This is a genomic window from Phycicoccus flavus (assembly GCF_004025965.2).
GTDB lineage: Bacteria > Actinomycetota > Actinomycetes > Actinomycetales > Dermatophilaceae > Phycicoccus > Phycicoccus flavus.
Map to the genome: position 1 here is coordinate 1 of NZ_SAYU02000010.1, position 23,884 is coordinate 23,884.

The window sequence follows — 23,884 nt, forward strand, 5'->3', positions numbered from 1 at the left end:
TTCGACCCCGGACACACCTCCAGCGCGACCCCCGCCCCGACGACCCGCTCCAGCACCCGCGGGTCCTCGACGGACCGCACCCCGTGCCCGAGGCGGTCCGGCGCCGTCGCGTCGAGGGTCGCGGCCACGGCCGGCGCCCCCAGCAGCTCGCCGGCGTGCGGCACCGACGCCAGCCCCGCCCGGTGCGCGATCCGGAACGCGGTACCGAACTCCGCCGTGTCGCCGCGCCGCTCGTCGTTGGACAGCCCGAACCCGACGACCGTCCCCGCCCCCTCGCCCGCGTGGCGCGCCGCCAGCCGGGCCAGGGTCCGCGCCTCCAGCGGGTGGCGCATCCGCGAGGCCGCGACGACGACGGCCACCGACGCCGCCTCCGGCAGGGCCGACACCGCGGCGGCCTCGTCGAGGACGATCTCCAGCGCCGGCGTGATCCCGCCGACGAAGGGCGCGTACGACGTGGGGTCGACCTGGATCTCCAGCCAGCGCGAGCCCTCCGCGCCGTCGTCCAGCGCCGCCTCGCGTACGATCCGCCGCATGTCGGCCTCGCCCCGCACGCACGCCCGCGCCGCGTCGTAGAGGCGCTGGAAGCGGAACCAGCCGCGCTCGTCGGCGGCCGCGAACCGGGGCGGGTAGTCGCCCCGTAGCGACGCGGGCAGCCGCAGACCGTGCTCGTCCGCGAGCTCGCGGACCGTCCCGACCCGCATCGAGCCGGTGAAGTGCAGGTGCAGGTGCGCCTTCGGCAGCGTCGTCAGCGCGCGCCCATCGGCCCCCGCCGACGACCCCGGACCGGCCCCGCTCACTCCTCGGCGGTCTCCTCGTCGACGACGTGCACGGCGGCCTCCTCGGCCGACGCGCCCGCACCGTCGACGCCGACGTCCTCGCTGACCAGGTCCTTCTCGACGTCCGTGCCGGCGCCCTCGTCCGGGGCGACGAGGCGGCCGGAGCGGTCGTCGCCGACCTCGGCGTCGCCGAGCCAGTCCTCGCCGGCGTCGATCGAGTCGGGGTCGTCGCCGCCGACCCGCTCCTCGTCGGGCTCCTCGAGCTCCTCCTCGGGACGGCCGTACGCCGTGCCGTCCTCGGGCTGCTCCTGGAGGACCCGGTCCTCGATGGTCTCGCCCTCGAGCTGCTCCTCGACCGTGGGGCCGTGCAGCTCGGAGCGGTCGACGTCCGGCGGGGAGTAGCCGCGATCGAGGACGTCGTCGACGTCCTCCTGGACGAGGGTGTCCTCGGGCTGCAGCTGGCTCTGGTCGAGCGGGGCGGGGGAGTCGTGGTGCTGGGGGGTCTCCGACATGTCCGTCACCCTACGTCGCCCACCAGCTGCTCGGCCGCGGCGAGGGCGACGCAGGTGGCGACCCCGGCCATCGCGGTCTCGACCTCCTCGAGCACCGGGAACGACGGGGCCAGGCGGATGTTCCGGTCACGCGGGTCGGTGCCGTACGGGAAGGACGCGCCGGCGGGCGTCAGCGCGATCCCGGCCTCCTTGGCCAGCCCCACGACGCGGCCCGCGCAGCCGTCGGGGACGTCGAGGCTCACGAAGTAGCCCCCGCGCGGACGCGTCCACTCGGCGACGCCGAGGCCGTCCAGCTCGGCGGTCAGCGCGGCGTCGACGGCCGCGAACTTCGGCGCGAGGATCTCGCGGTGGCGGCCCATGTGCTCCCGGACGCCGTCGGGGGAGCCGAAGAACTGGACGTGCCGCAGGTGGTTCACCTTGTCCGGCCCGATGGAGGCGTACTTCAGGTGCCCGAGGTACCAGCGGACCGTCTCGCGCGAGCCGGCGAGGAAGGCGACCCCGGCGCCGGCCAGGGTGATCTTGCTCGTCGAGGCGAAGACGACCGGCCGGTGCGGGTGCCCGGCGGCCGAGCCCAGGGACAGCACGTCCGCCGACTTCGCCTCGTCCTCGGTGAGGTGGTGCAGCGCGTAGGCGTTGTCCCAGAAGATCCGGAAGTCGGGGGCCGCGGTGGGCATGGCCGCGAGCCGGGCGGCGACCTCCTGGGTGACGACCGACCCCGCCGGGTTCGCGTACGTCGGGACGATCCACATCCCCTTGACGCTCGGGTCGTCCCGCACGAGCGCCTCGACGGCGTCGACGTCCGGCCCGTCCTCGAGCATCGGCACCGTCACCATGTCGATGCCGTAGTGCTCGAGCATCGTGTAGTGCCGGTCGTAGCCGGGGACCGGGCAGACGAAGGTGACCTTCTCCTCGTCCTTCCACGGCCGGGGCGAGTCCACGCCGCCGTGGAGCAGGTGGAAGACGAGGACGTCGTGCATCATCGTCAGGCTCGCGTTGCCCCCGGCCACGATCTGGTCGGCGTCGACGCCCAGCAGCTCGGCGAACATCTCGCGCAGCTCGGGCATGCCCTCCAGCCCCCCGTAGTTGCGGACGTCGGCGCCCGCGCGGTCGCGGTGGCCCTCGGGCAGGGTGAGCAGCCGCTCGGAGAGGTCCAGCTGCTCGGCGCTGGGCTTGCCGCGGGTGAGGTCCAGCGAGAGCCCGCGCCCGACGAGCTCGTCGTAGTCGGCCCGCCGCGCCTCGAGGAACGAGCGCAGCTCGTCGGGGGAGCGGTCGGCCAGGGGGGTGCGTGCGGTGACGTCGGTGCTCACCCGTCCATCGTCGCAGAGCGCCCGCGGCCCCGGCCGCCCCCGTTCGCGGATCGGCCACCGCCGTCGGACGCCGGCCGGTGGGTCCTCGGGCACCGCGCGGTTCGCGCCCGCCCCGGGGCGTCCCGTATGCTGACCGTTCGGCGTCCACGATCTCGGCGTGCCCGCGATCGGCCGGCGCCGGGGTCCCGACCCAACAGGGGCCCACAGGGCAGTGGCTCAATTGGTAGAGCACCGGTCTCCAAAACCGGCGGTTGGGGGTTCGAGTCCCTCCTGCCCTGCGTCGCACGTGTGGTACGTCCACGATCCGCGGTCCTCCCCGGGCTGCCGTCGCCGGTCGTGCCGCGCGCGGCACCGACCAGCAGCACGAGGTGAAGAGGAACCGTGACCGACGTAGGGCAGACCAGGACCCCCTCCACGCCCGCCAAGGGCAAGGAGAAGGCCGGCAACCCCGTGTCCCGGCGGTTCCGTGCCCTCGCGCTGTTCGTCAGCCAGATCCTCGACGAGCTCCGCAAGGTCGTGCGACCTACGCGCGCCGAGCTGTGGCAGTACACGATCGTCGTCATCGTGTTCGTCACGGTGATGATGGCGCTCGTGTCCGGCATGGACTTCGGCTTCAGCAAGCTCGTCGGGCTCGTCCTCGGCTCCTGACGCCGACCCGCGCCCCGCCCGACGTCCCGGGCCACCCCCGCACCACGAAGGAAGAGGTCATCCGTGTCCGAGCAGTGGACCGACACCCCCGAGCAGGCGTCCGACGCCGACGCTCCGGTCGGCGACACCACCGTGCAGGAGGCCGACCTCGCGGCCGCCGAGTCCTACGACGAGCAGGTCGAGGCCGGCAACGCGCCCGAGGAGCAGGAGGCGTCCGCGCCGGAGACCTCGCTCCTCGCTGATCCCGAGACGCCCGTCGACGACGACGGGGCCGAGTCCGACGAGGTCGCGGTCGGCGAGGACGCCGAGCCCGCCCCCACCGTCGACGAGGACGGCGACTCGCTGGCCGCCGTCGACCCCGTCCAGGCGTTCAAGGACGACCTGGCCGGCAAGTTCGGCGACTGGTACGTCATCCACTCCTACGCGGGCTACGAGAACCGCGTGAAGGCCAACCTCGAGAACCGGACCCAGTCCCTCAACATGGAGGACTACATCTTCGAGGTCCAGGTCCCGATGGAGGAGGTCGCCGAGATCAAGGGCGGCCAGCGCAAGATGGTGCGCCGCGTCCGGATGCCCGGCTACGTCCTCGTCCGCATGGACCTCACCGACGAGTCCTGGGGCGCCGTGCGGCACACCCCAGGCGTCACCGGCTTCGTCGGCAACGCCCACCAGCCGGTGCCGCTCACCCTCGACGAGGTCTTCACGATGCTCAAGCCCGCCGACCTGGAGTCCCCGGCGCCCGCCGCGGCCTCCGGGGGCGGCACGGGCGGCGGCTCGGGCTCGGCCACGGAGACGACGGTCGTCGACTTCGAGGTCGGCGAGTCCGTCACCGTCATGTCGGGCCCCTTCGAGACGCTCCCGGCGACGATCTCCGAGATCAACGCCGAGACCCAGAAGCTCAAGGTGCTCGTCTCCATCTTCGGCCGGGAGACCCCGGTCGAGCTCTCCTTCGGCGACGTCGCGAAGATCTGACCCGCCAGGAGCCCTGCCCCGGGGTCCCGGGGCTGCAAAGGGGTCATCGCCCACGGCGTCGGCCCACCACCACCCACTGAAGGACAGTCATGCCCCCCAAGAAGAAGGTCTCCGGGTTCATCAACCTGCAGATCCAGGCCGGTGCCGCGACGCCGGCGCCGCCCGTCGGCCCCGCGCTCGGTCAGCACGGCGTCAACATCATGGAGTTCGTCAAGGCGTACAACGCGGCGACCGAGCACCAGCGCGGCAGCATCATCCCCGTCGTCATCACGGTCTACGAGGACCGCTCGTTCACCTTCATCACGAAGACCCCGCCGGCCAGCGAGCTCATCAAGAAGGCCGCGGGCGTGCAGAAGGGCTCCGGCGAGCCGCACAAGACCAAGGCCGGCAAGCTCAGCAAGGACCAGCTCCGCGAGATCGCGGAGACCAAGATGCCCGACCTCAACGCCAACGACGTCGACGCCGCGATGAAGATCATCGCCGGCACGGCCCGGCAGATGGGCATCGAGACCGAGCTCTGAGCCGGTCCGCGCCCGGGCCACCGGCCTCGGCGCAAACCCCCCAGTGGCAGGGCCGGCGCTGGCCCGACGACCACGACTCCACCACCACTCCCCAGGAGCAGCACATGAAGCGCAGCAAGGCCTACCGCGCCGCGTCGGCCACGGTCGACCCGGAGAAGGTCTACACCCCGATGGAGGCCGTCCGGCTCGCCAAGGGCACGGCGTCGGCCAAGTACGACGAGACCGTCGAGGTCGCCATGCGGCTCGGCGTCGACCCCCGCAAGGCCGACCAGATGGTCCGCGGCACCGTCAACCTCCCGCACGGCACGGGCAAGACCGCCCGCGTCCTCGTCTTCGCCAACGGCGACAAGGCGGCGGCGGCCGAGGCGGCCGGTGCGGACTACGTCGGCTCCGACGACCTGCTCGAGCGGGTGGCCGGCGGCTGGCTCGACTTCGACGCCGTCGTCGCGACGCCCGACCTCATGGGCAAGGTCGGCCGGCTCGGCAAGGTCCTCGGTCCCCGCGGTCTCATGCCGAACCCGAAGACCGGCACCGTGACGATGGACACCGGCAAGGCCGTGTCCGACATCAAGGGCGGCAAGATCGAGTTCCGCGTCGACAAGCACGCGAACCTCCACTTCATCATCGGCAAGGTCTCCTTCGACGAGAAGGCGCTCGTCGAGAACTTCGCCACCGCGCTCGAGGAGGTGCTGCGGCTCAAGCCGTCGTCCTCCAAGGGCCGGTACATCACGAAGGCGACCCTGTCGACGACGATGGGCCCGGGCATCCCGCTGGACGCCAGCAAGACCCGCGGCCTCACCGAGGAGACCGTCGACGCCTGAGCGTCCGCGAACGCCGCACGCGAGCCCGCCGTCCCGCCCGGGGCGGCGGGCTCCGTCGTGCCCGAGGACGTCACCGACCGGTGACCGCGCGGCCCCGGCACCCGTACCCTGGCGGCCAGGACGGTGACATCCGGCCGTCCACGAACCACCCACCGGGGGAGCACCGTGAAGCGCGCAGTCCTCAGCACCGTCGCCCTGTGCGGCGCCCTGGCCCTCGGGGCCTGCGGCAGCACGGGGTCCACGGCCACCACCGGCGGCGACACCGCCGCCTCGTCCTCGCCCAGCGCCGCCGCGAGCGCGCAGGACGCGGCCGCCGTCGCCGAGGGCGACACCGTCCCGGTCTCCGAGCTCGGGAAGCGCAGCACCGCCGCCGTCGAGGCCGAGGGCACCGCGCACCTGACGATGACCGCGGGCGACGCCCAGGACATGGAGGCCCGGCTCGATTACAGCGGCAAGGCCCCGAAGATGTCGATGACCATGACCAATCAGGGCGAGACCGTCGACATGGTCTACCTCGGCAACGTCATGTACCTCGGCAGTGAGTCCTTCGCCGAGATGACCGGCGGCAAGCGGTGGATCAAGATCGACCCCGACGGGACGGACATGATGTCCAGGATGATGGGGCCGCTCCTGGACGAGATGGCCTCCTCGATGGGCAACCCGGCGACGCAGCTGGAGACCTACGGGGACTCCGACGCCACCGTCGTGTCCGTCGAGGACGGGGTGACCACCTACGAGATCACCGTCACCAAGGCGCAGATGAAGAAGGCGCTGAAGAACAGCGAGGCGACGATGCCCGGGGTCACCGAGGAGACCCTCGAGCACATCCCGGCCGAGGGCCTGACGTACACGATGTCCTTCGACGAGCAGGACCTGCCCGTGACGATGAGCATGGAGGTCCAAAGCCAGTCCTTCGAGATGACGTACTCGAAGTGGGGAGAGCCGGTGGACATCGCCGCCCCGCCCGCGAAGGACGTCGGCACCCTCGAGCTGCCGACCGACGCCGGCTGATCCCCGCGGGCCCGGCCCGGGCCACGACGCGTGCGGCGGTCTCCCCGACGGGAGGCCGCCGCCCGCGATTTGGGGCCCGGCCGGGCGTCCCGTACGATCGAGCCTGACCGAAGACCGCCGGTTGTCGCGTGCACCCGCACGAGACCGAAGGCTCCGCGACGAGCGGGCGACCAGCGCAGGCCACGACGTACCGGACCACGGGCGCCATCGCGCGCCGCCGTGCCACCCGAGCCCCGTGCCCTGCGCCGGGGCTCGTGCTCTGTCCCGGGCCCTCCGCCGACGGTCCCGACCCGACGGAAGGAGGCCCGGATGTCACGTGCCGACAAGGCCGCGGCCGTCGCCGAGATCTCGGAGAAGCTCCAGAGCTCGCAGGCGGCCGTCCTCACGGAGTACCGGGGACTCTCGGTGGCCCAGCTCACCGAGCTGCGCAACTCCCTGCGTGGCAACGCGACCTACGCCGTGGTCAAGAACACGCTCACCGAGCTCGCCGCGAAGGACGCCGGTGTCACGGCGTTCGACGGCCAGCTCGTCGGCCCCACCGCCATCGCCTTCGTCGAGGGCGACCCGGTGGAGGCCGCCAAGGGTCTGCGTGACTTCGCCAAGGCGAACCCCCTCCTCGTGATCAAGGGTGGCGTCATGGAGGGCCGTGCGCTCTCCGCCGCCGAGATCACGAAGCTCGCGGACCTCGAGTCCCGCGAGGTGCTCCTCGCGAGGCTGGCGGGCGCCATGAACGCCTCGCTCAGCAACGCCGTCTCCCTCTTCGCCGCTCCGCTCTCGCAGGCCGCTCGCGCGGTCGAGGCGCTGCGCGCGAAGGTCGAGGCCGAGGGGCCGGCGGCCGCCGACGCCCCGGCCGAGGCCGCGGAGACCCCTGCCGAGGCGACCGCCGAGGCCACCGACGTCGCCGAGGGTGGCGACGAGAGCTGACCCTCCGGGTCGGCTCACCCCCGATAACCGCCACTCACGGCACGAAACAGCACCAGAAAGGACGCCAGACATGGCCAAGCTCAGCACCGACGAGCTCCTTGACGCCTTCAAGGAGATGACCCTCATCGAGCTCTCCGAGTTCGTCAAGCAGTTCGAGGACACCTTCAACGTCACCGCGGCCGCCCCGGTCGCGGTCGCCGCGGCCGCCCCGGCCGGTGGCGACGGTGGCGCCGAGGCCCCCGCCGAGCAGGACGAGTTCGACGTGGTCCTCGAGGCCGCGGGCGACAAGAAGATCGCCGTCATCAAGGAGGTCCGCGCGCTGACCTCCCTCGGTCTCAAGGAGGCCAAGGACCTCGTCGACGGCGCCCCCAAGGCCGTCCTCGAGAAGGTCGACAAGGCCGCGGCCGAGAAGGCCAAGGAGCAGCTCGAGGGCGCCGGCGCCACCGTCACCCTCAAGTGATCCCGTCCCCCGCTGGGGGATGATCTGCGCCCGGTGGGGCCCGACCGCACGGTCGGGCCCCACCGGCGTGTCCGGGCCCGGCCGCAGCCCGTCCCGGGCCGCCGACGGGGTGGCTTCGGGCCGTGCGACGCGCGCGGAAATCCGGTTCTGCTTGACGGGGCGCGGTCCGGGGGCCATTCTGTTCGCGTCGCCCGCTCCGGTGGGCGGCCGCACCGGGAGTCGGGGGACTTGACCCGGTTGGACGGTGCTGCCTTCTTCGGGTATGCTAGCCCTTTGCGCTGCCCTCTTCCTGTCTCCGCTCGTCGCCGAGCCGTCTCGTCGCCATGCTCCCGGCTGTCCCGGGAGACCCGCGCCGGAGCGGCCGTCGTCGTCGAGCAGGGCGGGAGCAGCCGAACCGCAACGCCCACCAGGCCCGTGGAAGGAAGTCTCCTTGGCTGCCTCGCGCACCACTGCGAACACCGTGAACTCCGCTCGGACGGCTTCGGGCCGTCTGTCCTTCGCCAAGATCCGGGAGCCTCTCGAGGTTCCCGACCTCCTGGCCCTCCAGACCGAGAGCTTCGACTGGCTGCTCGGCAACGAGCGCTGGCAGGAGCGCGTCGCCCAGGCCCTCGAGGCCGGTCGTGACGACGTCCCCGAGCGCTCCGGCCTCGAGGAGATCTTCGAGGAGATCTCGCCCATCGAGGACTTCAGCGGCTCGATGTCGCTGAGCTTCCGCGACCACCGCTTCGAGGAGGTCAAGTACTCCATCGAGGAGTGCAAGGAGCGGGACCAGACCTACTCCGCCCCGCTGTTCGTCACCGCGGAGTTCATGAACAACACCACCGGCGAGATCAAGAGCCAGACGGTGTTCATGGGCGACTTCCCGCTGATGACCGAGCGCGGGACGTTCATCATCAACGGCACCGAGCGCGTCGTCGTCTCCCAGCTCGTCCGCAGCCCGGGCGTCTACTTCGAGCGCACCCCGGACAAGACCTCCGACAAGGACGTCTACTCGGCCAAGGTCATCCCGAGCCGCGGCGCGTGGCTCGAGTTCGAGGTCGACAAGCGCGACATGGTCGGCGTCCGCGTCGACCGCAAGCGCAAGCAGTCGGTCACCGTCCTCCTGAAGGCCCTCGGCATGAGCGAGGCCGAGATCCTCGAGCAGTTCGGCCAGTACGAGTCGATGCGCGTCACCCTGGAGAAGGACAACACCACCGACCAGGACGACGCCCTGCTCGACATCTACCGCAAGCTGCGTCCGGGCGAGCCGCCGACCAAGGAGGCCGCGCAGACGCTGCTGGAGAACCTCTACTTCAACGGCAAGCGCTACGACCTGGCCAAGGTCGGCCGCTACAAGATCGACAAGAAGCTCGGCGTCGACGCCGACCTGTCGCAGTCGACCCTCTCCCTCGACGACATCGTGGCGACGATCCACTACATCGTCGCGCTGCACGCCGGCGAGGAGACGATGACGGGCCACCGCCGCGGCGAGGAGGTCGAGGTCCGCGTCGAGACCGACGACATCGACCACTTCGGCAACCGCCGCCTGCGCAACGTCGGCGAGCTCATCCAGAACCAGGTCCGCACCGGCCTGTCCCGGATGGAGCGCGTCGTCCGCGAGCGGATGACGACCCAGGACGTCGAGGCCATCACGCCGCAGACGCTCATCAACATCCGGCCGGTCGTCGCCTCCATCAAGGAGTTCTTCGGCACCAGCCAGCTCTCGCAGTTCATGGACCAGAACAACCCGCTCGCGGGCCTGACGCACAAGCGGCGTCTGTCGGCCCTCGGCCCGGGTGGTCTCTCCCGGGACCGCGCCGGCATGGAGGTCCGCGACGTCCACCCGAGCCACTACGGCCGGATGTGCCCGATCGAGACCCCGGAAGGCCCGAACATCGGCCTCATCGGCTCGCTCGCGTCCTACGGGCGGATCAACTCCTTCGGGTTCATCGAGACCCCGTACCGCAAGGTCGACAAGGGCGTCATCACCGACGACGTCCACTACCTCTCGGCCGACGAGGAGGACGAGCACGTCATCGCGCAGGCGAACGCCACGCTGAGCGAGGACGGCCGCACCTTCGGCGACGAGCGCGTGCTCGTGCGGGTCAAGGGCGGCGAGGTCGAGAACGTCCCGGCCGACGAGGTCGACTACATCGACGTCTCGCCGCGCCAGATGGTCTCGGCGGCCACCGCGCTCATCCCGTTCCTCGAGCACGACGACGCCAACCGCGCCCTCATGGGCTCGAACATGCAGCGTCAGGCCGTGCCGCTGGTGCGTGCTGAGGCGCCGCTCGTCGGCACCGGCATGGAGTTCCGCGCCGCGGTCGACTCCGGTGACGTCGTCGTCGCCGAGAAGGCCGGGGCGGTCACCGAGGTCTCCGCGGACCTCGTGACGGTCGCCGCCGACGACGGCACCCAGCGCACCTACCGGATCGCGAAGTTCGACCGGTCCAACCAGGGCAACAGCTACAACCAGGTCGTCCGGGTCGAGGAGGGCCAGCGGGTCGAGGCCGGCCAGCTCATCGCCGACGGTCCCGCCACCGAGGGTGGCGAGATGGCGCTCGGGCGCAACCTGCTCGTGGCGTTCATGCCGTGGGAGGGCCACAACTACGAGGACGCGATCATCCTCAGCCAGCGCCTGGTCCAGGACGACGTCCTGTCCTCGATCCACATCGAGGAGCACGAGGTCGACGCCCGCGACACCAAGCTCGGCCCGGAGGAGATCACCCGCGACATCCCGAACGTCAGCGAGGACGTCCTCGCCGACCTCGACGAGCGCGGCATCATCCGGATCGGCGCCGAGGTCCGCGACGGCGACCTCCTCGTCGGCAAGGTCACGCCCAAGGGCGAGACCGAGCTCACCCCCGAGGAGCGGCTGCTCCGCGCGATCTTCGGCGAGAAGGCGCGCGAGGTCCGCGACACCTCCCTCAAGGTCCCCCACGGCGAGACCGGCACCGTCATCGGCGTCAAGGTCTTCGACAAGGACGAGGGCGACGAGCTCCCGCCGGGCGTCAACCAGCTGGTCCGCGTCTACGTCGCGAACAAGCGGAAGATCACCGACGGCGACAAGCTCGCCGGCCGCCACGGCAACAAGGGCGTCATCTCCAAGATCCTCCCGGTCGAGGACATGCCCTTCCTCGAGGACGGCACCCCGGTCGACATCGTGCTCAACCCGCTCGGTGTCCCCGGCCGCATGAACGTCGGCCAGATCCTCGAGCTGCACCTCGGCTGGGCCGCCAGCCGCGGCTGGAAGATCGAGGGCGAGCCGGAGTGGGCCCAGCTCATCCCGCAGGACGCCCGCGAGGCGCCCGCCGGGACGCGCGTGGCCTCCCCGGTGTTCGACGGTGTCCGCGAGAACGAGATCGTCGGGCTGCTCGACAGCACGCTGCCGACCCGCGACGACGTCCGCCTCATCGACGGCTCCGGCAAGGCCCGGCTCTTCGACGGCCGCTCCGGCGAGCCGTTCCCCGAGCCGGTGTCCGTCGGCTACATGTACATCCTCAAGCTGCACCACCTCGTGGACGACAAGATCCACGCGCGCAGCACGGGTCCGTACTCGATGATCACCCAGCAGCCGCTCGGCGGTAAGGCCCAGTTCGGCGGCCAGCGCTTCGGTGAGATGGAGGTCTGGGCCCTCGAGGCGTACGGCGCGGCCTACGCGCTGCAGGAGCTGCTCACCATCAAGTCCGACGACGTCAACGGCCGCGTCAAGGTGTACGAGGCCATCGTCAAGGGCGACAACATCCCCGAGCCCGGCATCCCCGAGTCCTTCAAGGTGCTCATCAAGGAGATGCAGAGCCTCTGCCTCAACGTCGAGGTGCTGTCCAGCGACGGCTCCACGATCGAGATGCACGACGCGGAGGACGACGTCTTCCGCGCCGCCGAGGAGCTCGGTATCGACCTGTCCCGGCGGGAGCCGAGCAGCGTCGAAGAGGTCTGACAGGTGACCCCGGCCCGGGCGCCCACCAGCGCCCGGGCCGGGGAGCCCGCCCGACTGCCAGTCAGACCACAGATTTCGTATCACTGAGAGAAGGAACCACGTGCTCGACGTCAACTTCTTCGACGAGCTCCGGATCGGTCTCGCGACGGCCGACTCCATCCGTGCCTGGAGCCACGGTGAGGTCAAGAAGCCCGAGACGATCAACTACCGCACCCTGAAGCCCGAGAAGGACGGCCTCTTCTGCGAGAAGATCTTCGGCCCGACCCGGGACTGGGAGTGCGCCTGCGGCAAGTACAAGCGGGTCCGCTTCAAGGGCATCATCTGCGAGCGCTGCGGCGTCGAGGTCACCCGCGCCGCCGTCCGGCGTGAGCGGATGGGCCACATCGAGCTCGCCGCGCCCGTCACCCACATCTGGTACTTCAAGGGCGTCCCGAGCCGGCTCGGCTACCTCCTGGACCTGGCCCCGAAGGACCTCGAGAAGGTCATCTACTTCGCGGCGTACATGATCACCTCCGTCGACGAGGACCAGCGGCACGCCGACCTGCCCTCGCTCGAGGCGCAGATCCAGGTCGAGAAGAAGGAGATCGAGAACCGGCGCGACGCCGACGTCGAGACCCGGGCCAAGAAGCTCGAGGCCGACATCGCGGCGCTCGAGGCCGAGGGCGCCAAGTCCGACGCCAAGCGCAAGGTCCGCGACTCCGCCGAGCGCGAGATGAACGCCATCCGCCGCCGGGCCGACCAGCAGGTCGAGCGGCTCGAGCAGGTCTGGGACCGCTTCAAGAACCTCAAGGTCCAGGACCTCGAGGGCGACGAGGTCCTCTACCGCGAGATGCGCGACCGGTTCGGCCTCTACTTCGAGGGCGGCATGGGCGCCGCGGCGATCCAGAAGCGTCTCGGCACCTTCGATCTCGAGGCCGAGGCCGAGTCCCTCCGCGAGACGATCGCCACGGGCAAGGGCCAGCGCAAGACCCGGGCCCTGAAGCGCCTCAAGGTCGTCTCGGCCTTCCAGACGACGACGAACCAGCCGGCCGGCATGGTCCTCGACGCGATCCCGGTCATTCCGCCGGACCTGCGTCCGATGGTCCAGCTCGACGGTGGCCGCTTCGCGACGTCCGACCTCAACGACCTCTACCGCCGGGTCATCAACCGGAACAACCGCCTCAAGCGGCTCCTGGACCTCGGTGCGCCGGAGATCATCGTCAACAACGAGAAGCGGATGCTCCAGGAGGCCGTCGACAGCCTCTTCGACAACGGCCGTCGCGGCCGCCCCGTCACGGGCCCGGGCAACCGTCCGCTGAAGTCGCTGTCCGACATGCTCAAGGGCAAGCAGGGCCGGTTCCGCCAGAACCTGCTCGGCAAGCGCGTCGACTACTCCGGCCGTTCGGTCATCGTCGTCGGCCCGCAGCTGAAGCTGCACCAGTGCGGCCTGCCCAAGCAGATGGCGCTCGAGCTGTTCAAGCCGTTCGTCATGAAGCGGCTCGTCGACCTCGACCACGCCCAGAACATCAAGTCGGCCAAGCGCATGGTCGAGCGCCAGCGCCCGGTCGTCTGGGACGTGCTCGAGGAGGTCATCACCGAGCACCCGGTGCTGCTCAACCGCGCACCCACGCTGCACCGCCTCGGCATCCAGGCCTTCGAGCCGCAGCTCGTCGAGGGCAAGGCCATCCAGATCCACCCGCTCGTCTGCACCGCGTTCAACGCGGACTTCGACGGTGACCAGATGGCCGTGCACGTGCCGCTGTCGGCGGAGGCGCAGGCCGAGGCCCGCATCCTCATGCTGTCCTCGAACAACATCCTCAAGCCGGCCGACGGCCGGCCGGTGACGATGCCGACCCAGGACATGATCATCGGCCTGTACCACCTCACCTCCCAGGTCGAGGACGGCAAGGGCGCCGGGCGCAGCTTCAACAGCCCGGCCGAGGCGCGGATGGCGTTCGACGCCGGCGAGATCGAGCTCGGCTCCACCGTGCGGATCCGGCTCCAGCACCTGGTGCCGACCCCGGCGACCGACCTGCCCGAGGGCGTCAGCCTCGACGACGACGGCTTCGTCGCGTCGATGACGCTCGAGACGACGCTGGGCCGGGCGCTCTTCAACGAGACGCTCCCGGAGAACTACCCCTACGTCAACGACCAGGTCGACAAGAAGCGCCTCTCGACGATCGTCAACGACCTCGCCGAGCGGTACTCGAAGGTGGAGGTCGCGGCGAGCCTGGACGCGCTCAAGGAGTACGGCTTCCACTGGGCCACCCGGTCCGGCACCACGGTCGCCATCTCCGACGTCGTCACCCCGCCGCGCAAGATCGAGATCCTCGAGGGCTACGAGAGCAAGGCGACGAAGGTCCAGGCGCAGTACGAGCGCGGTCTCATCACCGACGACGAGCGCCGTCAGGAGCTCATCGAGATCTGGACCCAGGCGACGAACGAGGTCGCCAAGGAGATGGAGGCGAACATCCCGCGCACGAACACCATCTACCGGATGGTGAGCTCGGGTGCTCGCGGTAACTGGATGCAGCTCCGGCAGATCGCCGGCATGCGTGGCCTGGTGTCCAACCCGAAGGGCGACATCATCCCGCGGCCGATCCGCGCGAACTTCCGCGAGGGCCTCACGGTGCTGGAGTTCTTCATCTCCACGCACGGCTCGCGCAAGGGTCTCGCGGACACCGCCCTGCGGACCGCGGACTCCGGGTACCTCACCCGGCGTCTCGTCGACGTCTCGCAGGACGTCATCATCCGCGAGGACGACTGCGGCACCGTCCGCGGCCTCACGATGCCGATCGCGTCGACCGACGAGCGCACGGGCAGCCGGACGCTCCACGACGACGTCGAGACCTCGGTCTACGCCCGGTCGCTGGCCCAGGACGTCGCCCACGACGGCGAGACCCTGGCCGAGGCCGGCATCGACCTCGGGGACGTCGTCATCGGCTCGCTGTTCGCGGCGGGCGTCGACGAGGTCAAGGTGCGCTCCGTGCTCACCTGCGACTCCAAGGTCGGGACCTGCGCGAAGTGCTACGGCCGCTCGCTGGCCACCGGCAAGCTCGTCGACATCGGCGAGGCCGTCGGGATCATCGCGGCCCAGTCCATCGGCGAGCCCGGCACCCAGCTGACGATGCGCACCTTCCACACCGGTGGTGTGGCCGGTGACGACATCACCCAGGGTCTGCCGCGTGTCGTCGAGCTCTTCGAGGCGCGCACCCCGAAGGGTGTCTCGCCGATCGCCGAGGCCTCCGGCCGGGTGACCATCGAGGAGACGGACAAGGCGCGACGCATCCTCGTCACGCCGGACGACGGCTCCGACGACCACGCCTACCCGGTGACCAAGCGGGCCCGCCTGCTCGTCTCCGACGGCGAGCACGTCGAGGTCGGCACGCAGCTGACGCAGGGGTCGATCGACCCCAAGCAGGTGCTGCGCATCCTCGGCCCGCGCAAGACCCAGGAGCACCTCGTCGACGAGGTGCAGCGGGTCTACCGCCAGCAGGGTGTGTCGATCCACGACAAGCACATCGAGGTCATCGTGCGGCAGATGCTGCGCCGGATCACGATCATCGAGGCCGGCGACGCCGAGCTGCTCCCGGGCATGCTCGCCGAGCGTGGCCGCTTCGAGGCCGAGAACCGTCGCGTCGTCTCCGAGGGCGGCAAGCCGGCCTCGGGTCGTCCGGAGCTCATGGGCATCACCAAGGCCTCGCTGGCCACCGAGTCGTGGCTGTCGGCCGCGTCCTTCCAGGAGACGACCCGCGTCCTCACGGAGGCGGCGATGGAGGGCAAGTCCGACCCGCTGCTCGGCCTCAAGGAGAACGTCATCCTCGGCAAGCTCATCCCGGCGGGCACCGGCCTGCCGCGGTACCGCAACATTGCGGTCGAGCCCACCGAGGAGGCCAAGGCGGCGATGTACTCGATGCCGAACTACGAGGACTACGCGTTCTCGTTCGGCCCGGGGTCCGGCGAGGCCGTGCGCCTCGACGACTCCGAGCTCGGTCTCGACCGGCTCTGAGCGGCAGGTCCCGCTGACGGCGGGCGTCCCGGTGGTCTGCACCGGGGCGCCCGCCGTCGCCGTTCCGGGGGCAGGATGGGCGGATGCGGGCACGGTGGGTCATGGGCGTCGGGGTGCTCCTCGCCCTCGCGGCCGCCGTCCTGCTGCTGCGGCTGCCGATGTACGACGTCGCCGCCGGGGGGACGGTCGGCGGGGTGGTGACCGACTCGGCGCGGCGGGCGACGATGGTCGAGGTGGAGGGGCTGTCGGTGCTGCCGCCGATGCTCCTGCCGGTGCTCGTCGCGCTCGTCGCCTGGGCCTCGCCGTGGACCTGGCTGCGCTGGACCCTCGTGGCGCTGCTCGCCCTGTTCTGCCTCCTGGGGCTGCTCACCGTCGGGCTGTTCTACCTCCCGGCCGCGGTCGCGCTCGCCGCGGGCGCGGCGCTGGCGCAGGCCGGCCCGCGCACCGGGCCACGGACGGCCGAGGGGTCGGCGTGGACGGCCCCCTGACCCTCGCGCACGAGAGCGACGAGGGCGGCGAGGTCGCGCTGCGCCGCCGCGGCGAGATCCTCGAGCTCGTCGTCGACGGTGTCTTCGCGATGGACAGCCTCGACCCCAGCACCGAGCGGGACCTCGCGACGCAGGCCCTCGCCCGCCACGACCGGCCCCGCACCGTGCTCGTCGGCGGCCTCGGCCTGGGGTTCACGACGCGGGCCGTCCTCGCCGACCCGCGCGTGGAGCACGTCGACGTCGTCGAGCTGTCGGCGCCGCTGGTCCGCTGGGCCCGTGCGGGGCTCGTGGCCGAGCTCGCCGGGCTCGAGGAGGAGCGCTGCCGGCTGCACGTCGCCGACGTCGCCGACGTCCTCACGGGCGGGCACGAGCCGCCCGGGCCGTGGGACCTGGTCCTCCTCGACGTCGACAACGGTCCGGGGTTCCTCGTCCACGCCGAGAACGCCGACCTGTACCGCGTCCCGGGACTGGCGCGGGCCCGCGACGCCCTCGAGCCCGGCGGCGTGCTCGTCGTGTGGTCCTCGCACGTCGCACCGGACCTGCACGCCCACCTGCAGGACGTCGCCGCGCCGGGCGAGACGGTCGCGGAGGTCCCCATCCGGGTCCGGCGCGACGGGCGGTCCTTCACCTACGCGCTCTACGTCCTGCACCGCGGCGCCGCGGCCTGACGGGCCGCCGGGCGGAACATCCGGCCCGGGCCCGGCGTTGACCCCCAGTGCCGCCGTCCCGCGGCCTGCGCAGCGCACCGATTTGGAGCGCCCGCGCGCGGGCCGGTATTCTCGACTGCTGTGTCTGGCTAGGTCCGGACCAGGAGCCGGGACCGTCGCCGGGAGGCGACGGACACGGCACACGCCCACCTCTTGCCGGGCGCCCCGTCACCACCGTCCTCACGAGGATGACGCATGGGGAGTGCAGGGAGGAGCAGCCGGTGCGACACACCCGAGCGCGGGGGTCGCGGCGGCCATGACAAGGAGCCGGGGCACCGACGCCCCCGGCTTGACCAGACGACACGAAGGACTCAGGTTGCCTACCATCAACCAGCTGGTGCGCAAGGGCCGGCAGGACAAGACCACCAAGGTCAAGACTCCTGCCCTCAAGGGCTCCCCGCAGCGCCGCGGCGTGTGCACGCGCGTGTACACGACCACCCCGAAGAAGCCGAACTCCGCCCTCCGCAAGGTCGCCCGCGTGCGCCTCACGAGCGGCATCGAGGTCACCGCCTACATCCCCGGCGTCGGCCACAACCTCCAGGAGCACTCGATGGTGCTCGTGCGCGGTGGCCGGGTGAAGGACCTCCCCGGCGTCCGCTACAAGATCATCCGCGGCGCCCTGGACACCCAGGGTGTGCGCGACCGCAAGCAGGCACGCAGCCGCTATGGCGCGAAGAAGGTGAAGGGCTGATGCCGCGCAAGGGTCCCGCCCCGAAGCGACCGCTCGTCGTCGACCCGGTCTACGCGAGCCCGCTCGTGACCGCGCTCGTCAACAAGGTCCTCCTCGACGGCAAGAAGTCCACCGCCGAGCGCATCGTCTACGGCGCGCTCGAGGGCTGCCGCGACAAGACCGGCACCGACCCGGTGCAGACGCTCAAGCGCGCGCTCGACAACATCAAGCCGACCCTGGAGGTCAAGCCCCGCCGCGTCGGTGGTGCCACCTACCAGGTCCCCATCGAGGTCAAGCCGAACCGCGCGACGACGCTGTCGCTGCGCTGGCTCGTCGGCTACTCGCGCCAGCGTCGCGAGAAGACCATGACCGAGCGGCTCATGAACGAGATCCTCGACGCCTCCAACGGCCTCGGCGCCGCTGTCAAGCGCCGCGAGGACACGCACAAGATGGCCGAGTCCAACAAGGCCTTCGCCCACTACCGCTGGTGACCACCACCCGGGAGCCGGCCGCACCACCCCCGCGGCCGGCCCCGGGGCACCGGTGACACCACCGCGCACCGACACCGCACCCGAAGCGACGAGACGAGAGCACCGAACGTGGCACAGGACGTCCTGACCGACCTCACGAAGGTCCGCAACATCGGCATCATGGCGCACATCGACGCCGGCAAGACGACGGCGACGGAGCGCATCCTCTTCTACACCGGCGTCAACCGGAAGATGGGCGAGACGCACGACGGCGCCTCGACCACCGACTGGATGGAGCAGGAGAAGGAGCGGGGGATCACCATCACCTCCGCGGCGGTCACCTCCTTCTGGGAGGGCCACCAGATCAACATCATCGACACCCCCGGGCACGTCGACTTCACGGTCGAGGTCGAGCGCTCGCTGCGCGTCCTCGACGGTGCCGTCGCCGTGTTCGACGGCAAGGAGGGCGTCGAGCCGCAGTCCGAGACGGTGTGGCGCCAGGCCGACAAGTACAACGTGCCGCGCATCTGCTTCGTCAACAAGATGGACAAGCTCGGCGCGGACTTCTACTTCACCGTCGACACCATCAAGGACCGCCTCGGCGCGGAGCCGCTCGTGCTCCAGCTGCCGATCGGCGCCGAGAACGACTTCGTCGGGGTCGTCGACCTCATCTACAAGCGCGCGCTCGTCTGGGAGGGCGACGCCAAGGGTGACGTGACCCTCGGCGCGAAGTACGAGATCCAGGACATCCCGGCCGACATGGTCGAGAAGGTCGAGGAGTACCGCCACCACCTCATCGAGCGGGTGGCCGAGTCCGACGACGCGCTCATGGAGAAGTACCTCGAGGGCGAGGAGCTCACGCCCGAGGAGATCAAGGCCGGCATCCGCAAGCTCACGATCGCCTCCGAGCTCTACCCGGTGCTGTGCGGCTCCGCGTTCAAGAACCGCGGCGTGCAGCCGATGCTCGACGCCGTCGTCGACTACCTGCCGGCGCCGGTCGACGTCCCCGCGATGCACGGGCACGCCCCGGGCAACGAGGAGGAGGAGATCACCCGCAAGCCGAGCAAGGACGAGCCGTTCTCCGCGCTCGCCTTCAAGGTCGCCGCGCACCCGTTCTTCGGCACGCTCACCTTCATCCGCGTGTACTCGGGCCACATCAGCTCGGGCACCCAGGTCATCAACAGCACGAAGATGAAGAAGGAGCGCATCGGGAAGCTCTTCCAGATGCACGCCAACAAGGAGAACCCGGTCGAGGAGGCCATGGCGGGCCACATCTACGCCGCCATCGGCCTGAAGTCCACGACGACGGGTGACACCCTCTCCAACATCGACCACCCGGTCGTGCTGGAGTCGATGACCTTCCCCGAGCCGGTCATCCAGGTGGCCATCGAGCCCAAGACCAAGGGCGACCAGGAGAAGCTGTCGACGGCCATCCAGCGTCTCGCCGAGGAGGACCCGACCTTCCAGGTCACCCTCGACGACGAGACCGGCCAGACGATCATCGCCGGCATGGGCGAGCTCCACCTCGACATCCTCGTGGACCGGATGAAGCGCGAGTTCAAGGTCGAGGCCAACGTCGGCAAGCCGCAGGTCGCCTACCGCGAGACCATCAAGCGCGGCATCGACCGCTACGACTACACCCACAAGAAGCAGACGGGTGGGTCGGGCCAGTTCGCGAAGGTCCAGATCGCGCTGGCGCCGCTGGACACCGCCGAGGGCGAGCTCTACGAGTTCGACAACAAGGTCACCGGTGGCCGCGTCCCGCGCGAGTACATCCCGTCGGTCGACGCCGGCATCCAGGACGCCATGCAGTACGGCATCCTCGCCGGCTACCCGATGGTCGGGGTCAAGGCGACGCTCCTCGACGGTGCGGCGCACGACGTCGACTCCTCGGAGATGGCGTTCAAGATCGCCGGGTCGATGGCGTTCAAGGAGGCCGTCCGCAAGTGCGAGCCGGTCCTCCTCGAGCCGATGATGGCCGTCGAGGTGCGCACGCCCGAGGACTACATGGGCGACGTCATCGGCGACATCAACGCCCGGCGCGGCCAGATCCAGGCGATGGAGGACATCAGCGGCGCGAAGATCGTCCGCGGTGTCGTCCCGCTGTCGGAGATGTTCGGGTACGTCGGCGACCTGCGGTCCAAGACCCAGGGTCGGGCGAACTACTCGATGGAGTTCGACTCCTACGCCGAGGTCCCCAAGTCGGTGGCCGAGGAGATCATCAAGAAGGTCAGGGGCGAGTGACCGCTAGAGTGGTCGCCGGTCCCGGCTGAGAAGCACAGCACCACCCCCATAGACGACGCCACGTCCTGCTGGTCGTAACGGCGTTCCCTGAAGAGAAGTCCTGAGGAGGACAAGCAAGTGGCGAAGGCAAAGTTCGAGCGGTCCAAGCCGCACGTCAACATCGGAACCATCGGTCACATCGACCATGGCAAGACGACGCTGACGGCCGCGATCTCCAAGGTCCTGCACGACAAGTACCCGGACCTCAACGAGGCGTCGCCGTTCGACCAGATCGACAAGGCGCCCGAGGAGAAGCAGCGCGGCATCACGATCTCGATCGCGCACATCGAGTACCAGACCGAGCAGCGCCACTACGCGCACGTCGACTGCCCGGGTCACGCCGACTACGTGAAGAACATGATCACGGGTGCGGCGCAGATGGACGGCGCGATCCTCGTGGTCGCGGCGACCGACGGTCCGATGCCGCAGACGAAGGAGCACGTCCTCCTGGCCCGCCAGGTCGGCGTCCCCTACATCGTCGTGGCCCTCAACAAGGCCGACATGGTCGACGACGAGGAGATCCTCGAGCTCGTCGAGATGGAGGTCCGCGAGCTGCTGACCTCCTACGAGTTCCCGGGCGACGACCTGCCGGTCGTCAAGGTCTCGGCGCTCAAGGCGCTCGAGGGCGACGCCGAGTGGGGCCAGTCGGTCCTCGAGCTCATGGACGCCGTGGACACCTACATCCCGGAGCCGGAGCGCGAGACGGACAAGCCGTTCCTCATGCCCGTCGAGGACGTCTTCACGATCACCGGTCGTGGCACCGTCGTCACCGGCCGTGTCGAGCGCGGCATCCTCAAGGTCAACGAGGAGGTCGAGATCGTCGGCATCCACACCGGCCCGGCCACCAAGACCACGGCCACCGGCATCGAGATGTTCCGCAAGCTCCTCGACGAGGGCCGTGCGGGCGAGAACGTCGGTCTGCTCCTGCGCGGTGTGAAGCGCGAGGACGTCGAGCGTGGCCAGGTCGTCGTCAAGCCGGGGTCGATCACCCCGCACACCGACTTCGAGGCCAACGTCTACATCCTGTCCAAGGACGAGGGTGGCCGGCACACGCCGTTCTACGACAACTACCGTCCCCAGTTCTACTTCCGGACCACGGACGTGACGGGCGTCGTGCACCTGCCCGAGGGCACCGAGATGGTCATGCCGGGTGACAACACCGAGATGTCGGTCGAGCTCATCCAGCCGATCGCCATGGAGGAGGGCCTGCGCTTCGCCATCCGCGAGGGCGGCCGCACCGTCGGCGCCGGCCGGGTCACCAAGATCAACAAGTGACCCCTCGCCGGTCCTGACCGGCAGCGTCTCCAAGGGCCCCGTTCCACCGCTCGGTGGGGCGGGGCCCTTCGCGTGCCCGGCGGCCGCGCACGGTTACGGTCGACCGGACCGGGGTAGGGACGGGGGCAGGCCGGCGCACGGCGTGCTGCGACGTGCCCGTGGCCCGACCGACCCGAGCCCGGTGAGGAGACCCGTGACGGAGCCCGACGCCCTCGTCGCCGGTCGCTACCGCCTCGTGCGCCGCATCGGCACCGGGGGGATGGGCACGGTCTGGCTCGCCCATGACGAGCGGCTGGACCGGGACGTCGCCGTCAAGCGGCTGCACCCGGACCGGACGGCCGACGAGGAGGAGGCCGCGCTCGGCGCCCGGCGCGCGATGCGCGAGGCGCGGATCACCGCCCGGCTGCACCACCCGCACGCCGTCACCGTCTACGACGTCGTCGAGCACGAGGGCCGGCCCTGCCTGGTGATGCAGCACTTCCCGTCGGTGAGCCTCGCCGAGCTGAGCGCGAGGGAGCAGCCGCTCGGCCTCGAGGCCGTCGCCGCCATCGGCGGGGAGGTGGCGTCGGCGCTCGCCGCGGCCCACGAGGAGGGCATCGTCCACCGGGACGTCAAGCCCGGGAACGTCCTCGTCGGACCGGACGGGACGGCCAAGATCAGCGACTTCGGCATCGCCCACGCCCTCGACGACGTCTCGCTGACGAGCACCGGGCTGGTCAGCGGCACCCCGGCCTACCTGGCACCCGAGGTGGCGCGCGGGGAGGTGTCGACGCCGGCGTCCGACGTGTTCTCGCTCGGCTCGACGCTGTACACGGTCCTCGAGGGCCGGTCGCCGTTCGGCACGGACGAGAACCCGATGGCGCTGCTGTACCGGGTGGCCTCGGGGGAGGTCGAGCCGCCCGTCCGGTCCGGCAGCCTGACCCCGCTGCTGCTCTCGATGCTCGCGCTCGACCCCGCCGACCGGCCGCCGATGGCGCAGGTGGCGGCCCGGCTGTCCTCGCGCGGCGGCCCGGTGGCGTCGACCCCGGCCGTCGCGGCGGCGACCGCCGCGCTGCCGCAGGGCGCCGCCGGGTCCGAGGGCGCACCGGACGACGACCCGCTCTCGTCGTTCTGGGCGGAGCCGTCCGCACCGCCGGCCGGAGCGGGCACCGGCCGGGGACGGGGCGGTGGGCGGCGCGTGCTGCCGGCGCTCGCCGTCGTGGCGGTCGTCGCCGGCCTGGTCGCCCTCGTGCTCACGCAGCGGTCGGACGACCCGAGCACGGCGTCGCCGCCGTCGTCGACGTCCTCGGCCACGCCCAGCCCGACGCCGTCGACCACGGCGAGCCCGTCGGCCACGCCGAGCCCGTCGGCCACCCGGCGTCCGTCGGCCACGCCGAGCCCGTCGGCCACGTCGAGCCCGTCACCGACGCCGACACCGGCGCCGTCCACCCCGCCCCCGAGCGCGTCGTCCGGCACCCCGACGGCGGCGGAGCTGTCCCAGGCGGTGGCGGGGTACTACGGGCTGCTCCCGGGCGACCTCGACGCCGGCTGGCAGCGGCTCACCCCGCGCTACCAGCGCACGACGGCCGCGAACCGGGACACCTACGACCGGTTCTGGGGCGCCATCGACCGTGTGGGTGTCGCCGACGTCGAAGCGCAGGCGCCCTCCTCGGTCACCGCGACGATCACCTACGACTACGCCGACGGCCGCACCTACGTCGAGCGCACCGCCTACCGGCTCGTGCGGGACGACGGCCTGCTGAAGATCGACGGCTCCGAGGTGCTCAGCAGCACCCAGCGGTGACCCGCAGGCGACCGAGGGCCTCCTCCAGGCCCCCGGCTGTGCCGGGCTCGTGGAGTGGCGGAGGACCCGGACCCCGAGGCAGGGCTGCGCGACGCCGGGCTCACCGACGAGGGGCTGACCGCGGTGCTCGGCCTGGCCCGGCCGTCCGTGCTCCTGGCCCCCCGGCCGGAGGGTCCCTCCCGCGTCGGGGGGAGCCGCATCGGTGGCCTCCCGGACCTGCCGACGGGGACGTCCTGGCCGCAGCGCCCGACGGTGGAGCTCGATCGCGGGAGCGACGAGGACCGGCCGCCGCTGTCCTTCGTCGCCCAGGTCGACCTGGCCGAGGTGGCCGCGGCGGGGAGGCCCTCCC

19 protein-coding genes, 1 tRNA gene and 1 pseudogene are annotated in these 23,884 nt (G+C 71.0%); 18 read left to right on the forward strand and 3 right to left on the reverse strand.

Annotated elements, in window-relative coordinates; translation table 11 throughout:
* From EPD83_RS04615 to EPD83_RS04625, 3 genes are all read right to left on the reverse strand, one after another.
* Positions 1-701, reverse strand: a 701-nt coding sequence (locus EPD83_RS04615) for an amidohydrolase family protein (protein ID WP_235950350.1), incomplete at its 3' end; no start/stop codon positions are given.
* Positions 702-793: 92 nt separating this feature from the next.
* Positions 794-1,288, reverse strand: a complete 495-nt coding sequence (locus EPD83_RS04620) for a DUF5709 domain-containing protein (protein ID WP_128366809.1) — start codon at positions 1,286-1,288, stop codon at positions 794-796.
* Between the two features lie 5 nt (positions 1,289-1,293).
* On the reverse strand, positions 1,294-2,595 hold the full coding sequence (locus tag EPD83_RS04625) for an aminotransferase class I/II-fold pyridoxal phosphate-dependent enzyme (protein ID WP_128366810.1): 1,302 nt from the start codon (positions 2,593-2,595) through the stop codon (positions 1,294-1,296).
* Positions 2,596-2,800: 205 nt separating this feature from the next.
* Here EPD83_RS04625 and EPD83_RS04630 point away from each other — a divergent pair.
* From EPD83_RS04630 to EPD83_RS21025, 18 genes and pseudogenes are all read left to right on the forward strand, one after another.
* A tRNA-Trp gene (locus tag EPD83_RS04630) sits at positions 2,801-2,873 on the forward strand.
* A gap of 103 nt (positions 2,874-2,976) precedes the next feature.
* A complete protein-coding gene (gene secE, locus EPD83_RS04635) occupies positions 2,977-3,243 on the forward strand; it encodes a preprotein translocase subunit SecE (protein ID WP_128366811.1) in 267 nt (88 codons plus the stop codon).
* Between the two features lie 63 nt (positions 3,244-3,306).
* Positions 3,307-4,215 carry a transcription termination/antitermination protein NusG gene (locus tag EPD83_RS04640; protein WP_235950347.1) on the forward strand — a complete coding sequence of 303 codons (909 nt, stop codon included), beginning with the start codon at positions 3,307-3,309 and terminating at the stop codon, positions 4,213-4,215.
* 89 nt (positions 4,216-4,304) lie between these two features.
* Positions 4,305-4,736 (forward strand): 50S ribosomal protein L11, encoded by a 432-nt coding sequence (gene rplK, locus EPD83_RS04645; protein WP_128366812.1) that lies wholly within the window; start codon positions 4,305-4,307, stop codon positions 4,734-4,736.
* Positions 4,737-4,840: 104 nt separating this feature from the next.
* Positions 4,841-5,557 (forward strand): 50S ribosomal protein L1, encoded by a 717-nt coding sequence (gene rplA / locus EPD83_RS04650; protein WP_128366813.1) that lies wholly within the window; start codon positions 4,841-4,843, stop codon positions 5,555-5,557.
* A gap of 165 nt (positions 5,558-5,722) precedes the next feature.
* On the forward strand, positions 5,723-6,568 hold the full coding sequence (locus tag EPD83_RS04655; protein WP_165566274.1) for a hypothetical protein: 846 nt from the start codon (positions 5,723-5,725) through the stop codon (positions 6,566-6,568).
* 309 nt (positions 6,569-6,877) lie between these two features.
* Positions 6,878-7,492 carry a 50S ribosomal protein L10 gene (rplJ, locus tag EPD83_RS04660; protein WP_128365663.1) on the forward strand — a complete coding sequence of 205 codons (615 nt, stop codon included), beginning with the start codon at positions 6,878-6,880 and terminating at the stop codon, positions 7,490-7,492.
* A 70-nt stretch (positions 7,493-7,562) separates the two neighbouring features.
* The gene (gene rplL, locus EPD83_RS04665) at positions 7,563-7,952 is read left to right on the forward strand and encodes a 50S ribosomal protein L7/L12 (protein ID WP_128365664.1); all 390 of its coding nucleotides are present in this window, start codon (positions 7,563-7,565) and stop codon (positions 7,950-7,952) included.
* A gap of 430 nt (positions 7,953-8,382) precedes the next feature.
* Positions 8,383-11,871, forward strand: a complete 3,489-nt coding sequence (gene rpoB, locus EPD83_RS04670; RefSeq protein WP_128365665.1) for a DNA-directed RNA polymerase subunit beta — start codon at positions 8,383-8,385, stop codon at positions 11,869-11,871.
* Between the two features lie 100 nt (positions 11,872-11,971).
* Positions 11,972-15,859 carry a DNA-directed RNA polymerase subunit beta' gene (locus tag EPD83_RS04675; RefSeq protein WP_128365666.1) on the forward strand — a complete coding sequence of 1,296 codons (3,888 nt, stop codon included), beginning with the start codon at positions 11,972-11,974 and terminating at the stop codon, positions 15,857-15,859.
* An 83-nt stretch (positions 15,860-15,942) separates the two neighbouring features.
* Positions 15,943-16,347, forward strand: coding sequence for a hypothetical protein (locus EPD83_RS04680; RefSeq protein WP_128365667.1), 405 nt, complete (start codon positions 15,943-15,945; stop codon positions 16,345-16,347).
* Positions 16,332-17,015 (forward strand): spermidine synthase, encoded by a 684-nt coding sequence (locus EPD83_RS04685; RefSeq protein WP_205859415.1) that lies wholly within the window; start codon positions 16,332-16,334, stop codon positions 17,013-17,015. Before EPD83_RS04680 ends, EPD83_RS04685 begins: the two co-directional genes overlap by 16 nt.
* Before the next feature lie 355 nt (positions 17,016-17,370).
* On the forward strand, positions 17,371-17,745 hold the full coding sequence (rpsL, locus tag EPD83_RS04690; RefSeq protein WP_128365668.1) for a 30S ribosomal protein S12: 375 nt from the start codon (positions 17,371-17,373) through the stop codon (positions 17,743-17,745).
* The gene (gene rpsG, locus EPD83_RS04695; RefSeq protein ID WP_128365669.1) at positions 17,745-18,215 is read left to right on the forward strand and encodes a 30S ribosomal protein S7; all 471 of its coding nucleotides are present in this window, start codon (positions 17,745-17,747) and stop codon (positions 18,213-18,215) included. The genes rpsL and rpsG overlap by 1 nt, the downstream gene beginning before the upstream one ends.
* Positions 18,216-18,323: 108 nt before the next feature.
* The gene (gene fusA / locus EPD83_RS04700; RefSeq protein ID WP_128365670.1) at positions 18,324-20,438 is read left to right on the forward strand and encodes an elongation factor G; all 2,115 of its coding nucleotides are present in this window, start codon (positions 18,324-18,326) and stop codon (positions 20,436-20,438) included.
* A 117-nt stretch (positions 20,439-20,555) separates the two neighbouring features.
* Positions 20,556-21,752 (forward strand): elongation factor Tu, encoded by a 1,197-nt coding sequence (gene tuf, locus EPD83_RS04705; protein ID WP_128365671.1) that lies wholly within the window; start codon positions 20,556-20,558, stop codon positions 21,750-21,752.
* A gap of 193 nt (positions 21,753-21,945) precedes the next feature.
* Positions 21,946-23,535 carry a serine/threonine-protein kinase gene (locus tag EPD83_RS04710; RefSeq protein ID WP_205859416.1) on the forward strand — a complete coding sequence of 530 codons (1,590 nt, stop codon included), beginning with the start codon at positions 21,946-21,948 and terminating at the stop codon, positions 23,533-23,535.
* Positions 23,536-23,682: 147 nt separating this feature from the next.
* Positions 23,683-23,859 (forward strand): annotated as a pseudogene (locus tag EPD83_RS21025) (DUF1963 domain-containing protein); the annotation flags it as partial.
* Positions 23,860-23,884: the final 25 nt, after the last annotated feature.

Excerpts from the sequence above, each read along its gene's own strand:
- rplJ (WP_128365663.1), top strand. The coding sequence starts at position 6,878 with ATGTCACGTGCCGACAAGGCCGCGGCCGTCGCCGAGATCTCGGAGAAG.
- rpsG (WP_128365669.1), top strand. The coding sequence starts at position 17,745 with ATGCCGCGCAAGGGTCCCGCCCCGAAGCGACCGCTCGTCGTCGACCCG.
- rplA (WP_128366813.1), top strand. The coding sequence starts at position 4,841 with ATGAAGCGCAGCAAGGCCTACCGCGCCGCGTCGGCCACGGTCGACCCG.
- EPD83_RS04680 (WP_128365667.1), top strand. The coding sequence starts at position 15,943 with ATGCGGGCACGGTGGGTCATGGGCGTCGGGGTGCTCCTCGCCCTCGCG.
- rplK (WP_128366812.1), top strand. The coding sequence starts at position 4,305 with ATGCCCCCCAAGAAGAAGGTCTCCGGGTTCATCAACCTGCAGATCCAG.
- rplL (WP_128365664.1), top strand. The coding sequence starts at position 7,563 with ATGGCCAAGCTCAGCACCGACGAGCTCCTTGACGCCTTCAAGGAGATG.
- EPD83_RS04620 (WP_128366809.1), bottom strand. The coding sequence starts at position 1,288 with ATGTCGGAGACCCCCCAGCACCACGACTCCCCCGCCCCGCTCGACCAG.